Source organism: Nevskia sp. (assembly GCF_021732705.1).
In the GTDB taxonomy this organism is placed as follows: Bacteria; Pseudomonadota; Gammaproteobacteria; order Nevskiales; family Nevskiaceae; genus Nevskia.
In genome coordinates this window covers 112,185-135,145 of record NZ_JAKFUM010000009.1, presented here as the reverse complement: position 1 = coordinate 135,145, position 22,961 = coordinate 112,185, and the positions used below count along the sequence as shown (strand labels likewise).

The 22,961-nt window shown below is 67.1% G+C and carries 19 protein-coding genes and 1 tRNA gene; 19 read left to right on the top strand and 1 reads right to left on the bottom strand.

Annotated elements, in window-relative coordinates; all coding sequences use genetic code 11:
• From tsaE to QZ951_RS11290, 14 genes are all read left to right on the top strand, one after another.
• Nucleotides 1-409, top strand: a 409-nt coding sequence (gene tsaE / locus QZ951_RS11355) for a tRNA (adenosine(37)-N6)-threonylcarbamoyltransferase complex ATPase subunit type 1 TsaE (protein ID WP_293000707.1), incomplete at its 5' end; no start/stop codon positions are given.
• Between the two features lie 93 nt (nucleotides 410-502).
• Nucleotides 503-1,948 carry an N-acetylmuramoyl-L-alanine amidase gene (locus QZ951_RS11350; protein ID WP_293000706.1) on the top strand — a complete coding sequence of 482 codons (1,446 nt, stop codon included), beginning with the start codon at nucleotides 503-505 and terminating at the stop codon, nucleotides 1,946-1,948.
• 574 nt (nucleotides 1,949-2,522) lie between these two features.
• Complete coding sequence (gene mutL, locus QZ951_RS11345) at nucleotides 2,523-4,382, top strand: DNA mismatch repair endonuclease MutL (RefSeq protein WP_293000705.1); 1,860 nt, start codon at nucleotides 2,523-2,525, stop codon at nucleotides 4,380-4,382.
• A gap of 146 nt (nucleotides 4,383-4,528) precedes the next feature.
• Nucleotides 4,529-5,782: a YjgN family protein gene (locus QZ951_RS11340; RefSeq protein ID WP_293000704.1), complete on the top strand. Its 1,254-nt coding sequence runs from the start codon at nucleotides 4,529-4,531 to the stop codon at nucleotides 5,780-5,782.
• A 15-nt stretch (nucleotides 5,783-5,797) separates the two neighbouring features.
• Nucleotides 5,798-6,817: a M48 family metallopeptidase gene (locus tag QZ951_RS11335; protein WP_293000703.1), complete on the top strand. Its 1,020-nt coding sequence runs from the start codon at nucleotides 5,798-5,800 to the stop codon at nucleotides 6,815-6,817.
• A 225-nt stretch (nucleotides 6,818-7,042) separates the two neighbouring features.
• Nucleotides 7,043-7,750 (top strand): hypothetical protein, encoded by a 708-nt coding sequence (locus tag QZ951_RS11330; protein ID WP_293000702.1) that lies wholly within the window; start codon nucleotides 7,043-7,045, stop codon nucleotides 7,748-7,750.
• Nucleotides 7,751-7,796: 46 nt separating this feature from the next.
• Nucleotides 7,797-8,795, top strand: coding sequence for a tRNA (adenosine(37)-N6)-dimethylallyltransferase MiaA (gene miaA, locus QZ951_RS11325; protein ID WP_293000701.1), 999 nt, complete (start codon nucleotides 7,797-7,799; stop codon nucleotides 8,793-8,795).
• A 118-nt stretch (nucleotides 8,796-8,913) separates the two neighbouring features.
• Nucleotides 8,914-9,165, top strand: a complete 252-nt coding sequence (gene hfq, locus QZ951_RS11320; RefSeq protein WP_293000700.1) for an RNA chaperone Hfq — start codon at nucleotides 8,914-8,916, stop codon at nucleotides 9,163-9,165.
• 62 nt (nucleotides 9,166-9,227) lie between these two features.
• On the top strand, nucleotides 9,228-10,490 hold the full coding sequence (hflX, locus tag QZ951_RS11315; RefSeq protein WP_366943881.1) for a ribosome rescue GTPase HflX: 1,263 nt from the start codon (nucleotides 9,228-9,230) through the stop codon (nucleotides 10,488-10,490).
• Between the two features lie 110 nt (nucleotides 10,491-10,600).
• Nucleotides 10,601-11,749: an FtsH protease activity modulator HflK gene (gene hflK / locus QZ951_RS11310; protein ID WP_293000698.1), complete on the top strand. Its 1,149-nt coding sequence runs from the start codon at nucleotides 10,601-10,603 to the stop codon at nucleotides 11,747-11,749.
• Between the two features lie 12 nt (nucleotides 11,750-11,761).
• Nucleotides 11,762-12,640, top strand: coding sequence for a protease modulator HflC (gene hflC, locus QZ951_RS11305; RefSeq protein ID WP_293000697.1), 879 nt, complete (start codon nucleotides 11,762-11,764; stop codon nucleotides 12,638-12,640).
• A gap of 44 nt (nucleotides 12,641-12,684) precedes the next feature.
• Nucleotides 12,685-12,879: a DUF2065 family protein gene (locus QZ951_RS11300; protein ID WP_293000695.1), complete on the top strand. Its 195-nt coding sequence runs from the start codon at nucleotides 12,685-12,687 to the stop codon at nucleotides 12,877-12,879.
• A gap of 25 nt (nucleotides 12,880-12,904) precedes the next feature.
• Entirely contained in the window at nucleotides 12,905-13,876 is a 972-nt protein-coding gene (locus tag QZ951_RS11295; protein WP_293000694.1) for an ATP phosphoribosyltransferase regulatory subunit, read from the top strand.
• 225 nt (nucleotides 13,877-14,101) lie between these two features.
• A complete protein-coding gene (locus QZ951_RS11290) occupies nucleotides 14,102-15,394 on the top strand; it encodes an adenylosuccinate synthase (protein WP_293000693.1) in 1,293 nt (430 codons plus the stop codon).
• A gap of 156 nt (nucleotides 15,395-15,550) precedes the next feature.
• On the opposite strand, the gene QZ951_RS11285 is transcribed toward QZ951_RS11290, so the two are convergent.
• A tRNA-Leu gene (locus QZ951_RS11285) sits at nucleotides 15,551-15,635 on the bottom strand.
• A 39-nt stretch (nucleotides 15,636-15,674) separates the two neighbouring features.
• On the opposite strand from QZ951_RS11285, the gene rnr reads away from it, so the two are divergent.
• The 5 genes from rnr (at nucleotide 15,675) to rlmB (ending at nucleotide 22,959) form a co-directional block, all read left to right on the top strand.
• On the top strand, nucleotides 15,675-18,170 hold the full coding sequence (gene rnr / locus QZ951_RS11280) for a ribonuclease R (RefSeq protein WP_293000692.1): 2,496 nt from the start codon (nucleotides 15,675-15,677) through the stop codon (nucleotides 18,168-18,170).
• A 5-nt stretch (nucleotides 18,171-18,175) separates the two neighbouring features.
• Nucleotides 18,176-18,811: an OmpA family protein gene (locus QZ951_RS11275; protein ID WP_293000691.1), complete on the top strand. Its 636-nt coding sequence runs from the start codon at nucleotides 18,176-18,178 to the stop codon at nucleotides 18,809-18,811.
• 7 nt (nucleotides 18,812-18,818) lie between these two features.
• Entirely contained in the window at nucleotides 18,819-19,325 is a 507-nt protein-coding gene (locus QZ951_RS11270) for a hypothetical protein (RefSeq protein WP_293000690.1), read from the top strand.
• 78 nt (nucleotides 19,326-19,403) lie between these two features.
• On the top strand, nucleotides 19,404-22,160 hold the full coding sequence (locus QZ951_RS11265; RefSeq protein ID WP_293000689.1) for a DUF2339 domain-containing protein: 2,757 nt from the start codon (nucleotides 19,404-19,406) through the stop codon (nucleotides 22,158-22,160).
• Between the two features lie 31 nt (nucleotides 22,161-22,191).
• The gene (rlmB, locus tag QZ951_RS11260; RefSeq protein WP_293000688.1) at nucleotides 22,192-22,959 is read left to right on the top strand and encodes a 23S rRNA (guanosine(2251)-2'-O)-methyltransferase RlmB; all 768 of its coding nucleotides are present in this window, start codon (nucleotides 22,192-22,194) and stop codon (nucleotides 22,957-22,959) included.
• Nucleotides 22,960-22,961: the final 2 nt, after the last annotated feature.

The following is a 22,961-nucleotide window of genomic DNA, read 5'->3' as shown; positions in this document are numbered from 1 at the left end:
GGGTGGGGTTGTCCACCTGCGCGGCACGCTGGGTGCGGGCAAGACGACGTTCGCGCGGGGCTGGCTGCGCGCGCTCGGCGTGCGCGGCGCGATCCGCAGTCCGACCTACACGCTGGTGGAACCGTACAGCGTCGGCGGCGTCGAACTGCTGCACCTCGACTTGTATCGGCTGAAGACGCCGGACGAACTCGAGGGGCTGGGCCTCGATGACTACCCGCCGTCGCGCTGCTGGTGGCTGGTCGAATGGCCGGATTGCGGGGGCGATGGCGTGCCGGCTGCAGACCTCACGGTGACACTGAGGGCCGATGGCGACGGTCGGGTCGCCGAATTGCACGGAGCGGCGCTGCCGCCTTTGGTCGCGCTGGAACGTCCGGGAATCGTCGAAATCGTCGCTCCGAACTTGAAGTAGTTCCTACTAGCCTCTGATTTCGATACGAAAATTGTTGAACAGATGTCGTTTCCGATCTATCTTCTGCCTTTGAAAGCGACTGTGGGTGGACGCATGCGCGCCTTGACCGGATTTCTGCTGCTGACGGTGGCCACGGCCAGCTCCGCGGCGGAGCTGCGCGATCTGCGCCTGCTCGACGGTCCGGACGCCACGCGCGTCGTGTTCGATCTCGATCAGGAAAGCCAGCCCAAGGTCTTCACCCTGGCCAACCCGGACCGCGTGGTCATCGATTTCTCGGATGCCCGCCGGGCGCCGACGGTCGCCGTCACGCAGACCGGCAAGGGCCTGATCAAGGCCGTGCGTACCGGTCCGCGCGACAAGGGCTTGCGCGTCGTGCTCGATACCGGCGCCAAGGTGTCGCCGCAGTCGTTCGGACTGCAGCCGACCAGCGGCTACGGCTATCGCCTGATCCTCGACCTGTATCCGGAACATCCGGGCAAGGGCGCCAAGCCGTCGGCACCGACGCCTGCGCCCGCCGAGATCGTCGCCTCCGTTGACGCGCCGGCGCCCGGCGCTCAGCCGTCGGTGGCCGCACAGTCACCGGTACCGGCGGCGCCCGCCGTGGTTTCGGCTGCGGAGCCCGCGGCCGCTGCCCATCCGAACCCGACACCGGTGGCAGCCGCGCCCGTACCTGCACCCGCACCCGCTCAGATCGCGGCGGCAGCGGCGAATGCCACGCCTGCGTCGCCCGCCGTCGCGCAGTCGGCAGCGTCGTCGAGAGTCCGCGTGTCGGAGAAGGAAATCGTCATCGCGGTCGACGCCGGTCATGGCGGCAACGATCCGGGTGCGATCGGGCCGACCGGCCTGCAGGAGAAGGCGGTGACTCTGGCGATTGCCAAGCGGCTCGCGGCAAAGATCAACGGCGAGCCGGGCATGCGCGCAGTGCTGACGCGTGGCGACGATACCTTCGTCGAACTCCGCACCCGCACGGTCCGCGCCCGTCAAGCCGAGGCGGACCTGTTCGTGTCGGTGCATGCCAATTCCATCAACAACCGCGAGATGAGCGGCACGGCGGTCTACGTGCTGTCGAACCGCGGCGCGTCCAGCGAGCATGCGCGCTGGCTGGCCAATCACGAAAACGCGGCCGACCTCGTCGGCGGCGTCGAGTTGCAGAACAAGGACGATGATCTCGCCGCCGTGCTGATCGACATCTCGCAGAGCGCGACGATGGAAGCGAGCTTCGACCTCGGCAGCCGTCTGCTGAACTCGCTCGGCCGGGTCAACCGCCTGCAGAAGGCGGAAGTGCAGCAGGCTGGCTTCATGGTGCTGAAATCGCCGGACATCCCGTCGGTGCTGGTCGAAACGGCGTTCATCAGCAATCCGCGCGAGGAAAAGCTGCTCGGCGACCCGGAGTATCAGGACAAGATGGCGCATTCGATCTTTGATGGCGTGCGCGGCTACTTCGCGCGCTATCGCCCGCAGCAGATCGCGGTCGCCGGTCCGACGCGCAGCGGCGCCGGCGACAAGCCGCGGTCGGTACCGGTGCGCCTGAAGCGCTGATCCAGCAGCGCATCTCGATGTCTCCGAGGCCGCGCAACCGCTCCGGTTGCGCGGCTTTCTTTATGCTTGTCGGCCCCCTGAACGACCTGCGCACGTGGCCATTCATGTCTTGCCGGAACAGCTGATCAACCAGATTGCCGCCGGCGAGGGTGAGCGCACGCGCTTGCGAAGCACTGCTTCGCGCGTGCTCGAACGCCCTGAGCGCGGAGCGCGCAGGGCCGGTCCACGAGCCGGCCAGGGCGAGGCAGGCCGATGAGTGGGATCCGTGTGCTCGATGAACAGCTGATCAACCAGATTGCGGCCGGCGAGGGTGAGCGCACGCGCTTGCGAAGCACTGCTTCGCGCGTGCTCGAACGCCCTGAGCGCGGAGCGCGCAGGGCCGGTCCACGAGCCGGCCAGGGCGAGGCAGGCCGATGAGTGGGATCCGTGTGCTCGATGAACAGCTGATCAACCAGATTGCGGCCGGCGAGGGTGAGCGCACGCGCTTGCGAAGCACTGCTTCGCGCGTGCTCGAACGCCCTGAGCGCGGAGCGCGCAGGGCCGGTCCACGAGCCGGCCAGGGCGAGGCAGGCCGATGAGTGGGATCCGTGTGCTCGATGAACAGCTGATCAACCAGATTGCCGCCGGCGAAGTGGTCGAACGTCCCGCGGCCGTCGTCAAGGAACTGGTCGAGAATTCGCTGGATGCCGGAGCCACCGTGATCGAGGTGGAACTCGAGGCCGGCGGTCTGAACCTGATCCGGATTCGCGACGATGGCTGCGGCATTCCCCCGGACGAACTGGCGCTGGCCCTGACCCGGCATGCCACCAGCAAGATCAGCGATCTCGACGATCTGGAGCGGGTCGCCAGCTTCGGTTTCCGCGGCGAAGCACTGCCCAGCATCCTGTCGGTGTCGCGGCTGGCGCTGACCTCGCGCCGGGCCGATGCGCCACACGGCTGGAAAGTCGCCGGCGCCGGCACGCTCGACGCATTGCCGCCGCAGCCGGCGGCGCACGCGACCGGCACCACGATCGAGGTTCGCGACCTGTTCTTCAACACGCCGGCGCGGCGCAAGTTCATGAAGGCGGAAGGGACCGAGTTCCGTCACGTTGATCAGGCGCTGAGGCGTCTGGCGCTGACCCGCTTCGACCTTCGGCTGCGTCTGACGCACAACGGCCGGCGCAGCTTCGAGCTGGCACGGGCCGAGGGCGAGGCGGCGCGTTCGGCGCGCATTGCCGAAGTCTGCGGTGATGAATTCTTCGCCAATGCCGTGACCCTCGACGAGCAGCGGCTCGACATGCGGCTCTGGGGTTGGGTGGCACTGGCGAGCTTCGCGCGGGCTCAGGCCGATCTGCAGTTCCTGTACGTCAACGGTCGCTGCGTGCGCGACAAGCTGTTGGGCCACGCGCTGCGCCGGGCCTATGCCGACGTGCTGCATTCCCAGCGCCATCCGGCGTTCGTGCTGTTCCTCGAACTCGATCCGGCGCGGGTCGATGTCAACGTCCACCCGCAGAAGACCGAGGTGCGCTTTCGCGGTGCTTCGCAGGTTCATGATTTCCTGTTCGGCGCAGTGCATCAGCTGCTGCGACGGATTCGCCCGGAGCCCGGCGAGCATCACCGGGTAAGCTTCGATCCGCTGCCGATCGCGCCACGAGCGTCGACGACCGGTGTCGAGCCGGTGCCCGCACCGGCACCGTCACCGATGCAGTACGGCGTGCGCTACGGCAATGCATCGCCGACGCCGTCGTGGCCGGTGCGCGAGCCGGCGCCGAGGTCCGCGTCGGCCTGGCCGCTGTACCGCGAGCAGCCCGTCGTTTCGCCGAGTGGCGACCCCGAACCCCGGTCAGAGGCCGACCACGAACACCAGCCGCTCGGTCGTGCGATCACGCAGCTGCGCGGCGTGTTCGTGCTCGCCGAGAACCGCCACGGGCTGGTGCTGGTCGACGCCCATGCGGCACACGAACGCGTGCTGTACGAGCGCTTCAAGCTGCAGCTGGCGGCCGACGGGATCGCCTCGCAGCGGTTGCTGCTGCCGGAAGTGGTTCGGGTCGGACCCGGCGAAGCCGACGAACTGGAAGCCCAGAGCGAGTCGCTGCGCCGCTTCGGCCTGATCCTCGATCGTGCCGGCCCGGACAGCATCACGGTGCGTGCGGTGCCGGCGCTGCTGGTCAAGACCGATCTCGCCGCGCTGCTGCGGACACTATGCGGCGGTGCCGACGATGCCGAAAGCGCCGAGCATTTCAACGAGGCGCTCGATGCCCAGCACCGCATCCTCGCCGACATGGCCTGCCGCGCCGCGATCAAGGCCAATCGCCGCCTGACCGTGCCGGAAATGGACGCGCTGTTGCGCGACATGGAGCAGACGCCGAATGCCGGGCAGTGCAACCACGGTCGCCCGACCTGGGTCCAGATCGACGCCGACGCGCTGGATCGCCTGTTCCTTCGCGGTCGCTGACTCGCTGCTTGGCGTTTTCGCCCTGCCAACCGTGCGTCAAATCACGCCGCAGCGCTGGTTTCCGCGCGCCCGGCGCTTCGAGCGGGACCTCTGTCGAGTAGTGTCCCGGTTGGACCACGGATGCCGACCACCGACAGGGAACCCGCATGAACGACGAATCGACCGAAGCCTCGGGCGAGTCTGCGCACGACGCGCCGCATGAGCCGCTCGCCGCGGTGCACGAGCCCGCTGCAGTCACGCCTTCAGCGCACGCGCCGCCGCCGCCACCGCCTGCGCCGGAAACCTTCCGCTTCACCGGCAGCGGCAGCGAGTACTTCCGCATCTGGATTGTCAATCTCGCGCTGACGATCGTCACCCTCGGCATCTACGGGGCCTGGGCAAAGGTCCGTCGCCTGCAGTACTTCTATCGCTCCACTGAACTGGCCGGCAGCGGCTTCGAGTATCACGGGCAGCCGAAGGCGATCCTGATCGGCCGCGTTGTTGCCGTGCTGATGTTCGGGGCGTACCAGTTCGCGGCCGGCGTGTCGGTCGCCCTGTTCGCGGTCGTCGTCGTGATCCTGCTGCTGGCCGGACCCTGGCTGCTGCACAACGCGCTGCGCTTCCGGCTGCACAACAGCAGCTATCGCGGGCTGCGCTTCGGGTTCGCCGGAACGCTCGGCGGCGCTTATGCCGCGAGCTACACCCGTCTGCTGCTGATCGCCGCGCTCGGCATCGGGGCGAGCTTGCTGGCGCTGGTATCGAAGGCCATCGCAGGCATCGGCATGATTGCGCTGGTCATTGCGGTGGTGCTCTGGATCTACCCGGCCTGGTACCGCGATTTCAAGCTGTACCAGCACAACGGTGCCCGGTATGGCACGCGCCGGTTCTCGTTCACGGCCACGACCGGTCAGTTCGCGAAGATCTTCGCCGTAAGCGTGCTGCTGTCGATGATTGCGGTCGTGGTCGCCGGCGTGGCGTCACAGGTGGTCAACCCGGAAAGCCTGAAAATCCTCGCAGCGGGCGACGAGGAACGGGGCGAGCTCGATCCGAAAGCGCTGGCCGGCGCGCTGGTGGTCGTGTTCATGATCTACGCCGCGCTGTTCCTGGCCGTGATGCCGTACTTCCGTTCGCGGATCGACAATCTGATCTGGAACCAGACGCGGCTCGGCGACCATCGCTTCGAGAGCCGCCTGTCGGCGCGACATCTGGGCTGGCTGTACTTCAGCAATCTGGTCGGCGTCATCGTGACGTTCGGCTTCTTCATGCCGTGGGCGCTGGCGCGGCTGGCGCGCTACCGGGCGGAGAGCCTGACCGTGGTGCTGGCCGAGCCGCTGGATGACATCGTCGCCGGTGACGCCACCGCTGCAAACGCGCTCGGCGAAGAAGCGGCGAGCGTGTTCGACATCGACATCGCGCTCTAGCGGCGGACGGGTGCCGTGTCGGTCGCCGCTGTTTACTACGATGGCCGCACGGCCCGACGCCATGAGGTCACGGTGGATGTGGTCGACGGCATGCTGTGCGTGCACGGCACCGACGTCGAGCGCCGCGAACCGCTCTCGGCAATGCGCATCGGCGAACGGTTCGGCAACGGGCCGCGGCTGCTGCATCTCCCGGAAGGGGCCTATCTCGAGATCCGCGACCACGCCGGCCTTTCGGCGATCATGACCGGCACCGGGCTCAAGCCGGATGCCATCGAGTTCTGGCAGGGCAGCTGGCGCATCGCCATCGCCGCGATGGCCCTCGTCGCGCTCAGTGCCGTGCTCGGCTACCTCTACGGGCTGCCGATCGCGGCCGATGTCATGGCCACACGCACGCCGGCGTCGGTCACCCGGCAGTTGAGCGAATCGACCCTCGAAGCGCTCGATGGCCGCTGGTTGACGCCGTCGACTCTCGATCCGGAACGTCAGGATGCGCTGCAGCGGCGCTTCGAAGCGCTGGATTTCGGCAATGGCGAGCCACTGCCGGCACTGGAATTCCGTCACGGCGGCAGTCTGGGCGCCAATGCCTTTGCCCTGCCGGATGGCACCATCGTCGTGCTTGACGATCTGGTCGCGCTGGTCGAGGACGACGACGATCTGAACGCGGTGCTCGCCCACGAACTCGGCCATGTGCAGTATCGGCACGGGCTGAAAATGCTGCTGCAGGGCTCGGTCGTCGCATTGACGATGACCGCCTGGCTTGGCGATGTCTCCGCGATGCTGGCCGTGCTGCCGACCACCGTGCTGCAAAGCCGCTACTCGCGCGCGTTCGAGATCGAAGCGGACGATTACGCGATGCAGCAGCTGAAGGCGCGCCATATCGATCCGGCACGGCTGGCGACGATGCTCGAACGTCTGGTCCAGCGCCAGAAGGACCAGCACGGCGACACGAGCGACAGCGGATGGCTGTCTTCGCATCCGGCGCCGGATGCCCGCTTCCGCCGTCTGCGCGGCGAGGATCCAGCGCCCGACCGGTGACCGTTTCGGGCCAGCGGTAACCGCCGTCGGTGTCGGGATCACGTCGCGCCGGGCGGGGCATCTGGCTTGCATCGGACCAGCGCCTGCTCGCGCGGCGGATGGCGATCCATCCGGATTTCATGGGAGTTCCATCGAGATTCAGTCTCATCGCGCGGTCAGGCCGCGCTGCTCGGCACGCGCCGACGGCGTTCCCTTTCCGACTCCCCAGGCCCCGACGAGGACCCGATGAACAAGATCACGACTGCTGCGGCCATTGCCGCCCTGCTGGCTGCGCCATCCCTGCAGGCACTCCCGGGCTTGCCCGATATCGCCGTGGGCGCTACGGCGGGCACCGCCGGCATTGGCGGCCAGGTGACGGTCGGCGTACTGCCGTTTCTCAACGCCCGTGCCTCGGTACAGGGCTTCAATTACGGCCGCTCGATCAATTCCGACGGCATCGATTACGACGGCAAGCTGAAGCTGCTGACGTATGGCGCCTATCTCGATGTCTATCCGTTCCTGGTCGGGCCGCGCATCTCGGCGGGTCTGGTCGGCAACGGCAACAAGGTCGATCTGCGTGCGACCTGCCCGAATACCTGTAGCGTCGGCGACGTCACCGTCACCGGCAGCAATGCGCTGGTCACCGGCAATCTCGGCTTCAGGAACGTCGCGCCGTATCTCGGCCTCGGCATCTCGAATCCGATGAAGGGCCTGCCGTTCTACGTCGGTCTCGATGCCGGCGTCCTGTTCCACGGCCGGCCGAAGCCGAGCCTGCGCGCATCCGGCACCGCCACGGTGACCGATGCCCAGGGCAACACGCGCGAAAACGTCGATCTGGCGACCGATCCGGACGTGCAGAACGCCATCGCGACCGAGCAGGCGAACGTGTCGGACGACATCCGGAAGTACAAGTTCTATCCGGTGGTGCAACTGAGCATCGGCTGGCGCTTCTGAGTCGAATGCGGGGTCGCGCGGCGGAGCCGGTAAACTCCGCCGCGTGATGAGTTCCCGATTTCCCGAGTCGACCGATGCCCCGACTGACACGTCGACCGATCGGTCGGCGCAACTGCCGGTCGTCGCCATCAGCGGACCGACGGCGTCGGGCAAGAGCAGCTTCGCGCTGCAGCTGCACGAAGCCCTCGATGGTGCGGCGGAACTGGTCAACGTCGATTCCGCCCAGATCTACGTCGGCATGGACATCGGCACGGCCAAGCCGGACGCCGCAACGCGGGCTCGTGTGCCGCATCACCTGCTCGACATCCTCGATCCGCTGGAACCGTATTCCGCGGCCCGATTCGCCAGCGACGCTGGCCGAGTGATTGCCGACATTCGCGCTCGCGGTCGAGTGCCGATCCTGGTCGGCGGCACCTTGCTGTATTTCCGCGCGCTGTTCGATGGTCTGAGCGATCTGCCGCCTGCCGATCCGGCGATCAGGCGGGAACTCGAGGCGGAACGCGAGCGCATCGGCGCGGATGGCCAGCACGCGCGACTGCGCGAGGTCGATCCGGTGACGGCGGCACGATTGCATCCGAACGATAGCCAGCGCGTGCAACGGGCGCTGGAGATTCACCTGGCCAGCGGTATCCCCGCGTCCGACTGGCACGCGCGGCCGAAAGCCGAGGCCGCGGTGCCCGGCATCGTGCTGCGCTACGCGGTGCGGCCGCCGGCGAAGAAGGACCACGACGACCGGATGGCCGCCCGTTTCGAGCAGATGGTGCGGGAAGGCTTGATCGATGAAGTCGCGCGGCTGCGCGCGCGGGGCGATCTGCATCTGGGCCTGCCATCGATGCGTGCGGTGGGCTACCGCCAGATCTGGAGCCATCTGGATGGCGAAACCAGCCGGCTGGAAGCCGTGCGGCGCGGCGTCATCGCCACGCGCCAATATGCCAAGCGCCAGATGACCTGGCTGCGCGGCGAGGGCAACTGGGTCTGGATCGACCCGACTGAACCCTTTTCGCTGGCGCAGGTCTTGAAAGAGGTCGGGGCGCAGCCAAGCTGACCATGACAAGATGTCGCGTCGGCGGCTGGCCGGATCGAGCCTTGATTCGGTGATAAACTTTTGTGTCGCTGGCGTTTTCGCTTCACGCCAATCCAAATAATTCAAAAAGGTAGCTCATATGTCTAAAGGACAGACTCTGCAGGAGCCGTTTCTCAACGCCCTGCGCAAGGAGCGTATTCCGGTCTCCATTTATCTCGTCAATGGGATCAAGCTCCAGGGCCAGATCGAATCGTTCGATCAGTTCGTGGTGCTGCTGAAGAACACCGTCAGCCAGATGGTCTATAAGCACGCGATCTCCACCATCGTTCCGGCACGTTCCATGCGCATTTCGGACGGTGACGGCGACGACACCCAACCGGCGAACGTTTGACCAGCAATCCCCCGCCGTACGCGACTGCCGACCAGACGGCGGCGGGCGCGCAGAAGACGGTTCTGGTCCACCTCGAATTCTCCGGCACCGACTTCGAAGCTGATCGCGTCGAGTTCATCGAACTCGCACGCTCCGCGGGTCTGAACGTCGTCGGCGTCATCGGCGGCAAGCGCGAGCGTCCGGACGCCGGCACCTATGCCGGCAGCGGCAAGGTCGACGAAATCGCGATCACCGCGAAAGCCGCCGGTGCCGAACTGATCGTCTTCAACCACGATCTGAGCCCGAGCCAGGAGCGCAATCTCGAAAAGCGCTTCGAATGCCGAGTGATCAATCGCGCCGGCCTGATTCTCGACATTTTCGCGCGCCGGGCGCGCTCGCACGAAGGCAAGCTGCAGGTCGAACTGGCCCGTTTGAACCATATGGCGACGCGGCTGGTTCGCGGCTGGACGCATCTTGAACGTCAGAAGGGCGGTATCGGCCTTCGCGGCGGCATGGGCGAAACCCAGCTCGAAATCGATCGCCGCCTGCTGCGTGGCCGCATGGACACGCTGAAGAAGCAGCTGGAAACGGTGAAGAGCCGCCGTGCGCAGAATCGCCAGGGCCGCCAGCGCGCGGAAATCCCGACGGTGTCGCTCGTCGGCTACACCAACGCCGGCAAGTCGACCCTGTTCAACGCGATGACCGGCGATGCCACGTTCGCGTCGAACCAGCTGTTCGCGACGCTCGACACGACGGTCCGCAAGGTCGAGCTGCCGACCGGCGAAACCGCGGTGCTGGCCGATACCGTCGGCTTCATCCGCGATCTGCCGCACGACCTGATCGCCGCATTCCGGGCCACGCTCGAGGAATCGCGCGACGCCGAACTGCTGCTGCACGTGATCGACGCCGGAGATTCCGAGCGCGGCGCGCGCATCGAGCAGGTCGAGGAAGTGCTGAAGGAGATCGGCGCCGACGACGTGCCGCGTCTGCAGGTGTTCAACAAGATCGACTTGCGCGAAGGGGAAACGCCGCGCATCGAGCTGGATGATCTCGGCGTGCCGCAGCGGGTTTTTCTCAGCGCCCGCAGCGGTGAAGGCCTGGACCTGCTGCGAACCGCGATCGCCGCGCGCCTGTATCCGGACTTGTCCGAGGAAGACCTGCTGCTGCCGCCGCGGGCCGCGAAGCTGCGCGCCCAGCTCTACCAGCTGCATGCCGTGATCTCGGAAAGCACGGACGACGATGGCAGCTCGCGCCTGCGCGTGCGCCTGCCGTACTCGCGCCTGGAACGCCTGTGTCACGAGGCTGGCGTCAGCCTGCCGGTTCGCGTGACGCCGGCGCTGAACTAAAATTCCGGGCCGACCACGATGTCCTTCCGATTCCCGACCGTGCGCGCCGCCGTTCGCGCGCCCGTCAAAACCGATCATTCATTGATGTCTTGCACTGGAGTAGTCCTCTGATGGCTTGGAACGAGCCGGGCCCCGGCCGCGACCCGTGGAATTCGAATTCCGGCGGCAAGCGCGGCAACGACGGGCCCCCTGATCTCGATGCGCTGCTGAAGCGCATCAAGGCCCGCTGGTTTGGCGGCGGTGGCGGCAATCGCGGCACGGGTGCCGGCAGCGGCAAGCTGCCGAGCGGTCTTGCCGGCGTCGTCCTCGTGCTGATCGCCGCGCTTTGGGTGTTTTCCGGCTTCTACACGGTCGACGAACAGGAGCGCGCGGTGATCACGCGCTTCGGCAGCTACGTCGAGACCACCGGCCCGGGCCTGTCGTGGCACAAGCCATGGCCGATCGAGCGGGTCGAGAAGATTCCGTTCACCAAGGTTCGCCAGGTCACCGACCGCGCGACGATGCTGACGCAGGACGAGAACATCGTCGATCTGGAACTCTCGGTGCAGTACCGCATCACCTCGGCCGAGGACTACCTGTTCAACGTTGCCGATCCGGACAAGACCCTGCAGCAGGTGACCAAGGCGGCGTCGCGCGAAGTCGTCGGCCGGTCGACCATGGACTTCATCCTGACCGATGGTCGCCAGGCCGTGGCGGACCAGATCAAGACCGGGTTGCAGGAACGCCTGAACAAGTACAAGACCGGCTTGATCATCACGGAAGTGAACCTGCAGCAGGCGCAGCCGCCGGAACAGGTGCAGGCCGCGTTTGCCGATGCGATCAAGGCGCGCGAGGACAAGGAACGCCTGCAGAACGAGGCGGAGGCCTATGCCAACGACCGTCTGCCGCGCGCCCGTGGCGAAGCGGCTCGACGCATCGCCGAAGCGACCGCGTACCGCGATCAGACCGTGGCCCGCGCACAGGGCGACGCGGCGCGCTTCACGGCGCTGGTCGAGGAATACAAGAAGGCGCCGCAGATCACCCGCAAGCGCCTTTACTTCGATGCGATGACCGAGGTCTACGCCGGCAGCAGCAAGGTGCTGGTCGACGTCAGCAAGAGCAATCCGGCGTTCTACCTGCCGCTGGAGCAGTTGCTGAAGAACGCCCAGAAGGGTGTTGATCCGACGGTCGACGGCGGTGCCAGTTCGCCGCTGCGCACGTCCCCGACCCGCAACAGCACCGACGATGCCGCCGCGCGCTCGCGCGACCGCGCCCGCTAAGGAGCCGACCCCATGAATCTGAGCAATCGGCAAACCCTCATCCTCGGTGGCGTCCTCGCGGCGCTGCTGATCCTCGTCAACAGCTTTTTCGTCGTCGATCAGCGCGAGACCGCGCTGCTGTTCAAGTTCGGCGAAGTCCAGGGCCAGGACTACAAGGCCGGCCTGCACTTCAAGCTGCCGATGATCGAATCGGTCAAGAAGTTCGACAACCGCGTGCTGACGCTCGACAACCAGACGGAAACCTTCCTGACGGTCGAGAAGAAGAACGTCGAGGTCGATTTCTTCGTCAAGTGGCGGATCGCCGACATCGGCAACTACTACCGCGCCACCGGCGGTGACGATGCCGTGGCCGAGAATCGTCTGGCCGCGATCATCAATCCGGGCCTGCGTGCCGAGTTCGGCAGCCGCACGATCCAGCAGGCGATCTCCGGCGAACGTGACGAGATCATGGCGGCGCTGGAAAAGACTGCCCAGACCCGCGTCAAGGAACTGGGCATCGAACTGGTCGACGTGCGGATCAAGAGCATCAACCTGCCGCGATCGGTCAGCGATTCGGTGTACGAGCGCATGCGCGCCGAGCGCACGCGCGTGGCATCGGACCTCCGCGCCCGCGGTTTCGAAGAGGCCGAGAAGATTCGCGCCGAAGCCGATCGCAGCGCCCAGACGACGATCGCCGAGTCGTATCGCGAAGCCGAGAAGCTCAGAGGCGAGGGCGATGCCCGTACCGCCGAGATTTCCGCCAAGGCCTATGGTGTCGACGCCGAGTTCTACGCCTTCTACCGCGCGCTGAACGCCTACCGCGACTCGTTCCGCGATCAGAAGGATGTGCTGGTGCTCGAGCCGACCGGCGAGTTCTTCAAGTATCTGAAGCAGAGCGATCTCGGCCGGTGAACGATGGCTGCGATCGTCGCGCCTGAGCGCTGTCGGCACGCCGCATGTGGCTCGACCTGATGCGGGCGGCCGCGCTGATGCTGGTGCTGGAAGGCATCTTGCCGTTTCTGGCACCGGCGTCGTCGAAGGAGGCCTACATCCGGCTCGCGGGACTGCCGGATCGCTGGCTGCGCGGTGCCGGTCTGGCAGCGATGCTGGCGGGACTGGTCTTGCTGCAATGGATTCACTGGGCGAGCTGATGCGCGCCTCCACCTTGATCGCACCGTGACACGACTCTGGATGCTTCCCGACGGCGTTGAAGAAGCGCTGCCGAACACGGCTTGGCGCGTCGAAGCGCTGCGTCGTGCCCTGCTGGACCACTACCGCTCGCAGTCCTACGAGCTGATCCTGCCGCCGCTGATCGAGCATCTCGACACGCTGCTGAGCGGCGCCGGACGCGATCTCGAAGACCAGACCTTCAAGCTGACCGATCCGGTCGGCGGCCGTCTGCTCGGCCTGCGCGCCGACATGACGCCGCAGGCGGCGCGCATTGCTGCCCGACACTTCAGCGACGTGCCGGTGGTGCGCCTGTGCTACCTCGGCACCGTGCTGCGCGCCAGCCCGGACAGCCTGGGCGGCTCGCGGGCGCCGCGCCAGGTGGGCTGCGAAGTGTTCGGCGATGCCTCGCTCGACGCCGATCTCGAGATCCTGCGGCTGATGCTCGACACCTTGCGGCTGGCCGGCATCGACGATGCCCATGTCGATCTCGGCCACGTCGGCATCTTCCGCGCGCTGGCGGCACGCCTGCAGCTCGATGCCGACGACGAAAGCGCGGTGTTCGACATCCTGCAGCGCAAGTCGCAGCCGGACCTGCGGGAGTTCGCCGCCGCGCGATCGCTGCCGGCGGCGGTGGCACGAAACCTGTCGGCGCTGATGGATCTGAACGGCGATGTCAGCGTGCTGCAACGCGCGCGGCAGACACTGGATACGGTCGATCCCGCGATTGCCGATGCGCTGTCATCGCTGGAGCAGGCGGCCGCGCATCTGGCGGCACTGCCGCACGCAGCACCGCTGCACATCGATCTGGCCGAGCTGCGCGGTTATCGCTATCAGTCGGGGCTTGTGTTCGCGGCCTTCGTGCCGGGACACGGCCGCGAGGTGGCGCGTGGCGGCCGCTTCGATGGCGAGCGCGGCGCGCGGCCGGCCACCGGCTTTTCGGCCGATGTCAACGAACTGCTTCGGCTCGGCCAGCGCTGAGTCGGGCGAGGTCCGGATGCCGCGCGCGTCCGGACGTTCGCGACAGAGGCTGCGGGTGGTCGTGGCCTGTCGTCGCGGCACGAGATTTTCGCAACGGTCCAGCAAGGTTTGTCAGCAGCGCTTGCGCCAGCTGCCGGGCATCGCCGGAGCCACCAACGGGGCAGCTGCCCCCTGCACGCGCGGCCGTCGTGGCTGGCGCAGTTGAATCAGAGCTTGAGGAAGAACATGGGCAAGTCAGTCGTCGTCATTGGCGCGCAGTGGGGTGATGAAGGCAAGGGCAAGATCGTCGATCTGCTGACCGACAAGGTCCAGGCCGTCGTCCGCTTCCAGGGGGGTCACAACGCCGGTCACACGCTGGTGATCAACGGCGTCAAGACGGCGCTGAACCTGATCCCGAGCGGCATCATGCGGCCTGGCGTGGCCTGCCTGATCGGCAACGGTGTGGTGCTGTCGCTGCCGGACCTGATCAAGGAAATCGAGAAGCTCGAAGCGATCAACTGCGAAGTCCGCGGTCGTTTGAAGATCTCGGAAGCGGCCCCGCTGGTGCTGCCGGTGCACGCCAAGCTCGATCAGGCGCGCGAGCGCGCCCGTGGCGAGGCCAAGATCGGCACCACCGGCAAGGGCATCGGCCCGGCGTACGAGGACAAGGTGGCGCGCCGGGCGATCCGCGTCAGCGACCTGTTCCACCGCGAAGTGCTGGCCGCCAAGCTCGGCGAGCTGCTGGCGTATCACAACTTCGTGCTGGTCAACTACTTCAAGGAAACGCCGGTCGACTTCCAGACCACGCTCGACGATCTGCTGCGCTACGCCGAGATCATCCGGCCGATGGTGGCGGATGTGACCGAGTTGCTGCGCCTGCAGCTGGCCAAGGGCGACAACGTGCTGTTCGAAGGCGCGCAGGGTGCGCTGCTCGACATCGACCACGGCACCTATCCGTACGTGACGTCGAGCAACACGACGGCGGGCGGTGCGGCCACCGGGTCCGGTGTCGGCCCGCGCAACCTCGACTACGTGCTCGGCATCGTCAAGGCCTACGCCACGCGGGTCGGCTCGGGTCCGTTCCCGACCGAGCTCGAAGACGAAATCGGCCAGCTGATCCGCGAGAAGGGCAAGGAGTTCGGCACCGTCACCGGCCGTCCGCGTCGTTGCGGCTGGTTCGATGCCGTGGCTGCCCGTCGCTCGATCTTCAACAACAGCGTCTCGGGCCTGTGCGTGACCAAGCTCGACGTGCTCGACGGCATGGAGACGGTCCGCATCTGCACCGGCTACATGGTCAACGGCAAGGCGGTGGAAACGCTGCCGATCGGTGCCGAGGGCTTCATCGACGTCAAGCCGGTCTACGAGGACCTGCCGGGCTGGTCGGAGTCGACCTATGGCGTCACCAGTTACGACGCGCTTCCGGCCAACGCACGGGCCTATCTGAAGCGCATGGAAGCGGTATCGGGTGCCGAGGTCGCGATCATCTCGACCGGCCCGGACCGCGATCACACGATCGTGCTGCGCAACCCGTTCGGTTGAGCGCGCGCAATCGATTCATCGGGACCGCGGCGGGCACAGGCTCGCCGCGGCATGCCCCACAACGGGAAACAGGATTCTTGAGAGGTTTGAACGAAGTGACAAAAGAAAAAGGCCACCGCGAGGGTGGCCTTGAGATGCTTCAACCGCTTTATAAGATGGTGCCGAAGAGAGGACTCGAACCTCCACGGTTTTACCCGCTAGTACCTGAAACTAGTGCGTCTACCAATTCCGCCACCTCGGCTCAGGGCGCGCAGATTAATCAGACCCGGGGGGTCTGTCAATGAAGAAATCGAAAAATAATTCGGGACGCCGCGACGGCGCCGACGACAAGACACCCGTGATGCCGAAGAAGGCCAAGACCGGCGGCTTCAACTGGGGCCGCAAGAGCGCGCCGGAGCCCAGCGACTGGCGCTCCGCCGACGCCGAGTTCGCGGCCGAGTCGACGCGCTACGCCAGTCCGCTGCCGAGCCGCAACCACATCCTGAAGACGCTGGTCGATTCCGCCGAGCCGATGACGCTCGACGAGCTGATCGCGCATTTCGGCCTGAAGAAGCTCAACGAGCAGGAAGCGTTCACCAAGCGTCTGGTTGCGATGGCGCGCGAAGGCCAGCTCGAAGCGGCGGATCGTCGCGGCGCCTATCGCCCGGTGCTGACCGAAAGCGGCGAGACCATCGAAGCGGTGCCGCGCTCCGGCATTCTGGTCGACGGCAAGGTGCTGGCGCATCGCGATGGCTACGGCTTCGTCCAGCCCGATGGCGCGGCACCGGGCGACAAGTCCGGCGACGTGTTCCTGTCACCGCGCCAGATGAATTCCCTGATGAACGGCGACCGCGTGCGCGTGCGCATCACCGGCACCGATGCCCGCGGCCGCCGCGAAGGCTCGCTGGTCGATGTGCTCGAACGCGGCACCACCCAGGTGGTGGGTCGCCTGCATGCCTCGAGCATCGGCGGTGGCGGCATCTTCACCGTGATCCCGAGCAATCCGAAGAATCCGGAACTCGTGGTGCCCGCCAGTGCGCTGGGCGGTGCCAAGCCCGGTCAGATGGTCGTGGCCGAGCTGACCGCGCCTCCGGGCGATCGCACGATGCCGGTCGGCAAGGTGGTCGAGATCCTGGGCGACCACATGGCGCCGGGCATGGAGATCGCCGCGGCAATTCGCGCCCACAAGCTGCCGTTCGAGTGGCCGGAAGGCGTCGAAGCCGAAGCCGAGGCTTTCGGCCCGGTGGTGACGCCGGCGCAGTGGGGCGATCGCGTCGATCTGCGCGAGCTGGGTCTGATGACCATCGACGGTGCCGATGCCCGCGACTTCGACGACGCGGTCTACGCCGAGCCGGTCAAGGGCTGGCGCGGCGGCGGCTGGAAGCTGTGGGTGGCGATCGCCGATGTTTCCGCCTATGTCACGCCGGGTTCGGCACTCGATGCCGAAGCGACCGAGCGCGGCACCTCAGTGTATTTCCCGAACAACGTCATTCCGATGCTGCCGGAAGCGCTGTCGAACGGCCTGTGCTCGCTGAACCCGAAGGTCGATCGCCTGTGCATGGTCTGCGAGATGCGCGTGGCCAAGGACGGCGAGGTCAGCAAGTCCACCTTCTACCCGGCGGTCATGCGCTCGAAGGCGCGGCTGATCTATGACGACGTCGCTGCGATGCTGGAAAACCCCGACTGCGAGCAGGCGCGAGCGCAGCCGGAACTGCTGAAGCCGCTGAACACACTCAAGGATGTCTTCGAAGCGCTGTTCGCCGCCCGCGAAGCCCGCGGCGCGATCGACTTCGAAGGCACGGAAACCAAGATCGTGTTCGGCGAAGGCCGCAAGATCGAGAAGATTGTGCCGGTGCAGCGCAATGTCGCCCATCGCCTGATCGAGGAATGCATGATCGCGGCGAACGTGCAGGGTGCCTTGCTGGTCGACAAGCACAAGATGCCGGCGCTGTACCGCGTGCATCAGATGCCGGACGGCGACAAGGTATCGATCCTGCGCGAGTTCCTCGCTGGCCGCGGCCTGCGCCTCGGTGGCGGCGAAACGCCGGTGGCGAAGGATTACGCGACCTTGCTGGCCAGCGTGAAGGGCCGCGAGGATGCGAGCCTGATCCAGACCGTGATGCTGCGTTCGCTGATGCAGGCGCGCTATCAGCCGGCCAATGACGGTCACTTCGGTCTGGCGCTGACGCACTACGTGCACTTCACGAGCCCGATCCGCCGCTATCCCGATCTGCTGCTGCACAGGGCGATCAAGCACGTCATCGCCAAGGGCAAGCCCAAGACCTTCACCTACACGCTGCCGGAGATGGAAGCGCTGGGTGCGCATTGCTCGATGGCCGAGCGCCGCGCCGATGACGCCACGCGCGACGTCAACACTTGGCTCAAGTGCGAGTTCATGCGCCACCGCGTGGGCGAGGACTTCGACGGCATCGTGGCCAGCGTGGCGCCGTTCGGCCTGTTCGTCGATCTGGTCGGCCTGTACATCGAAGGCATGCTGCATGTCTCGCAGCTGAAGGGCGATTTCTACGAGTACGAGGCCAAGCACCAGCGCTTGGTCGGCAGCCGCTCGAAGACCGTCTACGCGCTCGGTCAGAAGATCCGGGTGAAAGTGGTCCGGGTCAGCCTGGACGAGCGCAAGATCGATCTGGAGATCGTCGAGAAGGGCGGCAAATCCGGCTCGAACGACACCGGTCACGGCGGCGGTCGCGACGATGGCCGCAACCCGCGTCGCGATGCCGCGCGCGACGGTGGCAAGCCGAAGTCCGGTGGCGGCGGTCGCGGAGGGCGGCGCCGGTGATCCCGATGCAGACCGTCAAGTACAGCTTCCGCATGCTGATGCTGGCGGGTGCCGTTGCGCTGGCCGGCTGCGCCAGCCAGCCAGCGACCGCGCCGGACGCAGTGGCCATCGCCGGTCCTGCGCCGGTCGCAACGGCCCAAGCACCGGTATCGTTTCCGACCGCGTTCCAGACCGTTGGCGCAATCGGCGAGGCGCAGTCCGCGGCCGTGATCAGCGCCTTCAACGCGGCCTTGGCGGGGAAGCTCGCCGGCTGCAAGGCTGCCTGCAAGCTGCTGACGGCGAAGGATCGCCCGACGCGGGTGCTGCTCGATGCCGATCTCGCATTCGAAGTCGGCAGTGCGCAGTTGAGACCGGAACTGTTGCTGCCGCTGGCCGATGCGGTCGTGGCCAGCCGCAGCGCCGGCGCCTGGGTCATCCACGTGATCGGTCACAGCGATGCCGAAGCCGATGCCGGCCTGGCCGAACGCCGCGCGACGGCGGTCGCGGCGTATCTGTCCGGTCAGGGTGTCGCCGGCGGCCGGCTCCGCGCCGAAGGCCGCGCCGCGCGCGATGGCGCCACCCGCCGCGTCGAACTGGTGTTCGCGCCGATCATCGAAGGCCGCGAAGTGAGGGCCTGGATGCCGCCAGAAGGCGCGCGCTGAACCCGCCATGCAGGAACCGGGCATGGAAGTCCGCAGGTTCAAGGTGTCGTTGCGCGGGGCTGCGAAGCACGGTGCGTCCTTGGCCTTGGGCATGCTTCTCGGTGCATCGGTTGTGGCCTATGTTCTGCCGCATCTCCAAGGCGCCACTGATGCACCTGACCTGCCGGAGATGATCCGTCGACTGTCGTTCTGGGGGCCGGTGTGCGTTGTCGCGAGCGCTGCTGCAATGGCCGCCTTGTCGCGGATGGTGTCCGTCAGGCTGTCAGCGATGGGCATTCATGGACATTCCCCGATTCTGGGTCGGAAGAAGTTCATTCGCTACGAAGAGGTTTTGAGAGTGCAGTACTTCGAAGGTGGCGGATTCCCGCAGCTGCGGCTGTTCGACCGTGACGGCGGCATGGTGCTCGCGAGCGCCTGGATCGATGATCCAGCGCCGTTGCAGAACTTCCTCGATCAACACGTGCGGCCGGACCACCCGTACGCGGCTTGGTGGCATGCTCGCAAAGTGGCCTGATGCGCCGCGCAACAGGTGCATCGCGCGGTTGACGCGACATGCCGTCGTTGCATGGGCAGCCCGCCGACCGACTTTCCGATGCCGACCATGACCCGGATGACGCGCAGCTTCCCGATCGGCTGGATCCTGCTGTTCGGGGCGCTGGCGGCCGGCCTCCTCGAACAGGTGCAGGCGTTCTGGCTTGGCGCGCTGTGCGGCTGGCTGTTCGGGCGGTTGCGCGGCTTGGAACAGGAAGTCGATGCGCTGAACGCGCGGTTGACGAAGGCCTCGCGATCATTCCCCGAGGCTGCGGCTGAAGCCGTCGTGCCGACGTCTGTCGAGCCGGCGACCGCTGCCGCACCGACAGCGCCGGTATCGCCGATAGCGCCATCCGTTCCGATGACGCGGCAATCGGCCGGTTGGGCCGAGCCGGTGGCCACAGTCGAATCGACGAGTGCTGTGCCGCCGCCGACACGGCCCAGCACCGCCACCGCTTCAGACGCGTCGCGCGCGCCTGCCGCGCCGTCGCTGCTCGATCGCTGCATCGACTGGGCGAAAGGCGGCAACCCGCTGGCGCGCCTCGGCGTGCTGATCACGTTCATCGGCGCGGTGTACCTCATCCGCTATGCCGCCGAAGCCGGCTATCTGCCGGTCGAACTGCGGCTGGCGGGTTTGTCGGCCGGTGCGCTCGCGATGATCGGCTTTGGCTGGCGCCTGCGGTCGACGCTGACGTCGTACGCGCTGACCCTGCAAGGTGGCGGGTTGGCGCTGTTGTATCTGACGGTGCTGGCGGCGCTGCGGCTGTATCAACTGCTGCCGCCGACGTTCGCGTTCGCGCTGCTGGTCATCGTCGCCGGCGCATCGGCCGGTCTGGCGGTGACCCAGAACGCGCTGCCGCTGGCCGTGATCGGGTTTGCCGGCGGTTTCGCGGCTCCGCTGCTGCTGGGTGGCGACGGCAGTCATCTCGCGCTGTTCGGCTACTACACGGTGCTGAACCTCGGCGTGTTCACGGTGGCGGCGTTCCGCGGCTGGGCGCTGCTGAACCTGCTCGGCTTCGTGTTCACCTTCGTGATCACGTCTCTGTGGCGAGCCACGGCGTATCGCCCGGAATGGTTCGCGAGTTTCGAATGCTTCCTGCTGCTGTTCTTCGGGATGTATGTGCTGGTGACGGTGCTGTCGGCGCGCAGCGGGCCGCGGCGCGGCGCGGTATCCGGCACCTTGATCTTCGGACTGCCGGCGATCGTGCTGTCGCTGCAGGCAAGCCTCGTGATCGACTTCGCGCACGGGCTGGCGATCAGTTCGGCCGGGTTTGGCCTGTTCTATCTGCTGGTCGCCGCAGGGCTGCTGCGCAGCGGGCGCGAGCACTGGCAGACCACGGGCACCGCGTTCGTCGCGATCGGTGTCGTGCTGCTGACTCTGGCCGTGCCGCTGTACTGGGACGATCAGGCCACGGCCGCGACCTGGGCGCTCGAAGGCGCGGGTGCCATATGGCTGGGCCTGCGCCAGCGCAGCGCGTGGACGCGTGGCTTCGGCGTCGTGATCCAGCTGCTGGCCGGCATCTCGCTGTTGATCGCGATCGACCGGGCGGGAGTGGCGAACGGCGCGTTCGCGACCGGCGTGCCGGGTGCGCTGCTGCTGGCCGCTGCGGGCCTGTTCAGCGCGATCGCGCTGCACCGCGCTGCGCCGGATGCGTTGACGCCGCGCGAGCGCCTGTTGCCGCAGCTGACGCCGGTCTGGGCGCTTGGCTGGTGGCTGTTCGCCGGCTTGAGCCAGATCGAGCATCTGCGCTCGCCGTGGGCCACCGGCCTTGCGCTGGCCTTCGGCGCGCTGACCGTGGCACTGCTCGCGGCTCTGGCCCATCGGCGGGTCTGGCCGTGGCTGCAGCGGCTCGGCCACGCCACGGCGCTGCTGTTCGCGATCGGCGGCATGGTCATCGCACTGGATCACCGGCCGTCATACGAGGGCGGGGCGGTCGGCTGGCTGCTGCTGCTCGCCGCGCATTACTGGGGCCTGTGGCGCTCGGAGCGCGATGCGGCCACTCCGCCCGATCCCGCGGCGCATGTGCTGCCGGCGCTGCTGAAGGTCTGGCTCGGCAGCCTCGAACTGGCCTGGCATCTGCGCGATCAGCTCGGCGGCGACTGGCAGATGCTCGCCCATGGTCTGGCCCCCGCGTTTGCGCTGGCGCTGATCGCCGCGTTTCCGCGCAGCTGGCCGGTGCATCACCATGCGCGGCTGTACGCGCACGGTGTTGCCGCCCCGATCGCCGCATGGCTGCTGCTGTGGATCGTTCACGGCAGCCTGTACGCCAATGGCAATGCCGCGCCACTGCCGACATGGCCGCTGCTGAATCCGCTCGATCTCAGCGTGCTGGCAGTGGCTGCGGCACTCGTATTCTGGTGGCGTCGCCGTGATCCGGTCGACTGGCAGTGGCTGGCGCGGTTGCCGATGCCGCACGCGGAACTTGCGCTGGCCCCGACATTGGCGGCCATCGCAGCCTTTGCCTGGGCCAACGGTGCCTTGGTGCGCGGTCTGCACTATGCCGCCGGCACGCCGCTGAAAGGGCTGGCGCTGCTCGATTCGGCGCTGCTGCAGGCCTCGTTCTCGGTGTTCTGGAGCGGCGTGGGTTTCGGCGCGATGTGGTGGGCCGCGCGGCGCGGCCTGCGCGCGGTCTGGCTGGTCGGGGCGGCGCTGATGGTCGTCGTCGCGATCAAGCTGTTCGCGGTCGATACCGCCGGCACCGGCACCTTGGCGCGGATCACCGCGTTCCTGTTCGTCGGCGTGATCCTGCTGGTGGCCGGCTATTTCGCGCCGCTGCCGGAGCGAGGATCGGCGGCAGCGTCGGAGCGCAGCGACTAAACTGCGCGCCGTTCCCCAGCAGCGGTGTGCCATGGCAGAGACCTATATCGGCGGCTTTCATGCCGTCATCGCGGCGATCGAAGACGGTGGCGTCAAGCCGCGCGAGATCCTGCTCGCCGACACCCGTCGCGATGCCCGCGCCGAAAAGCTGATCGACCTCGCGGCCAAGCGCAACATCACCGTGCGCAAGGTCTCGCGTGACACGCTGGACCTGCGCGCGCCGGGCCTGCGCCATCAGGGCGTGCTCGCGGCGATCGAAGCCAGCGATCTCGGCGGCGAAGAGATGCTGGATCTTCCGGCGACGCCGGATAACCTCATTCTCGTGCTCGATGGCGTGCAGGACCCGCACAACCTCGGCGCCTGCCTGCGCACGTCCGATGCTGTCGGGGTGGATGCCGTGGTCATCCCGAAGGATCGCGCCGTCGGCCTGACGCCGGCCGTGCGCTCGGCGGCCGCCGGCTCGGCCGAACGCGTGCCGGTGGTCGCGGTGACCAACCTCGTGCGCAAGCTCGAACAGCTGAAGCAGCTCGGCTATTGGGTCGTCGGCCTCGCCGGCGAAAGCGGCGAGTCGATCTACGACGTCGACCTGACCGGGCCGCTGGTGATCGTCATGGGCGGTGAAGCCGAAGGCCTGCGCCGGCTGACGCGCGAAACCTGCGACCGCGTGGTCGGCATTCCGATGCACGGCGGCCGCATCGAAAGCCTCAACGTGTCGGTTGCGGCGGCCGTCTGCCTGTACGAGGCCTTCCGCCAGCGTCATCACAAGCCGGCCAAGGCGAATCTGAAGAAGAAGGGCTGAGA

What these genes read in the sequence shown, in the direction of transcription:
- QZ951_RS11350 (WP_293000706.1), top strand. Translation starts at nt 503, where the DNA reads ATGCGCGCCTTGACCGGATTTCTGCTGCTGACGGTGGCCACGGCCAGC.
- mutL (WP_293000705.1), top strand. Translation starts at nt 2,523, where the DNA reads ATGAGTGGGATCCGTGTGCTCGATGAACAGCTGATCAACCAGATTGCC.
- QZ951_RS11340 (WP_293000704.1), top strand. Translation starts at nt 4,529, where the DNA reads ATGAACGACGAATCGACCGAAGCCTCGGGCGAGTCTGCGCACGACGCG.
- QZ951_RS11330 (WP_293000702.1), top strand. Translation starts at nt 7,043, where the DNA reads ATGAACAAGATCACGACTGCTGCGGCCATTGCCGCCCTGCTGGCTGCG.
- miaA (WP_293000701.1), top strand. Translation starts at nt 7,797, where the DNA reads ATGAGTTCCCGATTTCCCGAGTCGACCGATGCCCCGACTGACACGTCG.
- hfq (WP_293000700.1), top strand. Translation starts at nt 8,914, where the DNA reads ATGTCTAAAGGACAGACTCTGCAGGAGCCGTTTCTCAACGCCCTGCGC.
- hflK (WP_293000698.1), top strand. Translation starts at nt 10,601, where the DNA reads ATGGCTTGGAACGAGCCGGGCCCCGGCCGCGACCCGTGGAATTCGAAT.
- hflC (WP_293000697.1), top strand. Translation starts at nt 11,762, where the DNA reads ATGAATCTGAGCAATCGGCAAACCCTCATCCTCGGTGGCGTCCTCGCG.
- QZ951_RS11300 (WP_293000695.1), top strand. Translation starts at nt 12,685, where the DNA reads ATGTGGCTCGACCTGATGCGGGCGGCCGCGCTGATGCTGGTGCTGGAA.
- QZ951_RS11290 (WP_293000693.1), top strand. Translation starts at nt 14,102, where the DNA reads ATGGGCAAGTCAGTCGTCGTCATTGGCGCGCAGTGGGGTGATGAAGGC.
- rnr (WP_293000692.1), top strand. Translation starts at nt 15,675, where the DNA reads ATGAAGAAATCGAAAAATAATTCGGGACGCCGCGACGGCGCCGACGAC.
- QZ951_RS11275 (WP_293000691.1), top strand. Translation starts at nt 18,176, where the DNA reads ATGCAGACCGTCAAGTACAGCTTCCGCATGCTGATGCTGGCGGGTGCC.
- QZ951_RS11270 (WP_293000690.1), top strand. Translation starts at nt 18,819, where the DNA reads ATGCAGGAACCGGGCATGGAAGTCCGCAGGTTCAAGGTGTCGTTGCGC.
- QZ951_RS11265 (WP_293000689.1), top strand. Translation starts at nt 19,404, where the DNA reads ATGCCGACCATGACCCGGATGACGCGCAGCTTCCCGATCGGCTGGATC.
- rlmB (WP_293000688.1), top strand. Translation starts at nt 22,192, where the DNA reads ATGGCAGAGACCTATATCGGCGGCTTTCATGCCGTCATCGCGGCGATC.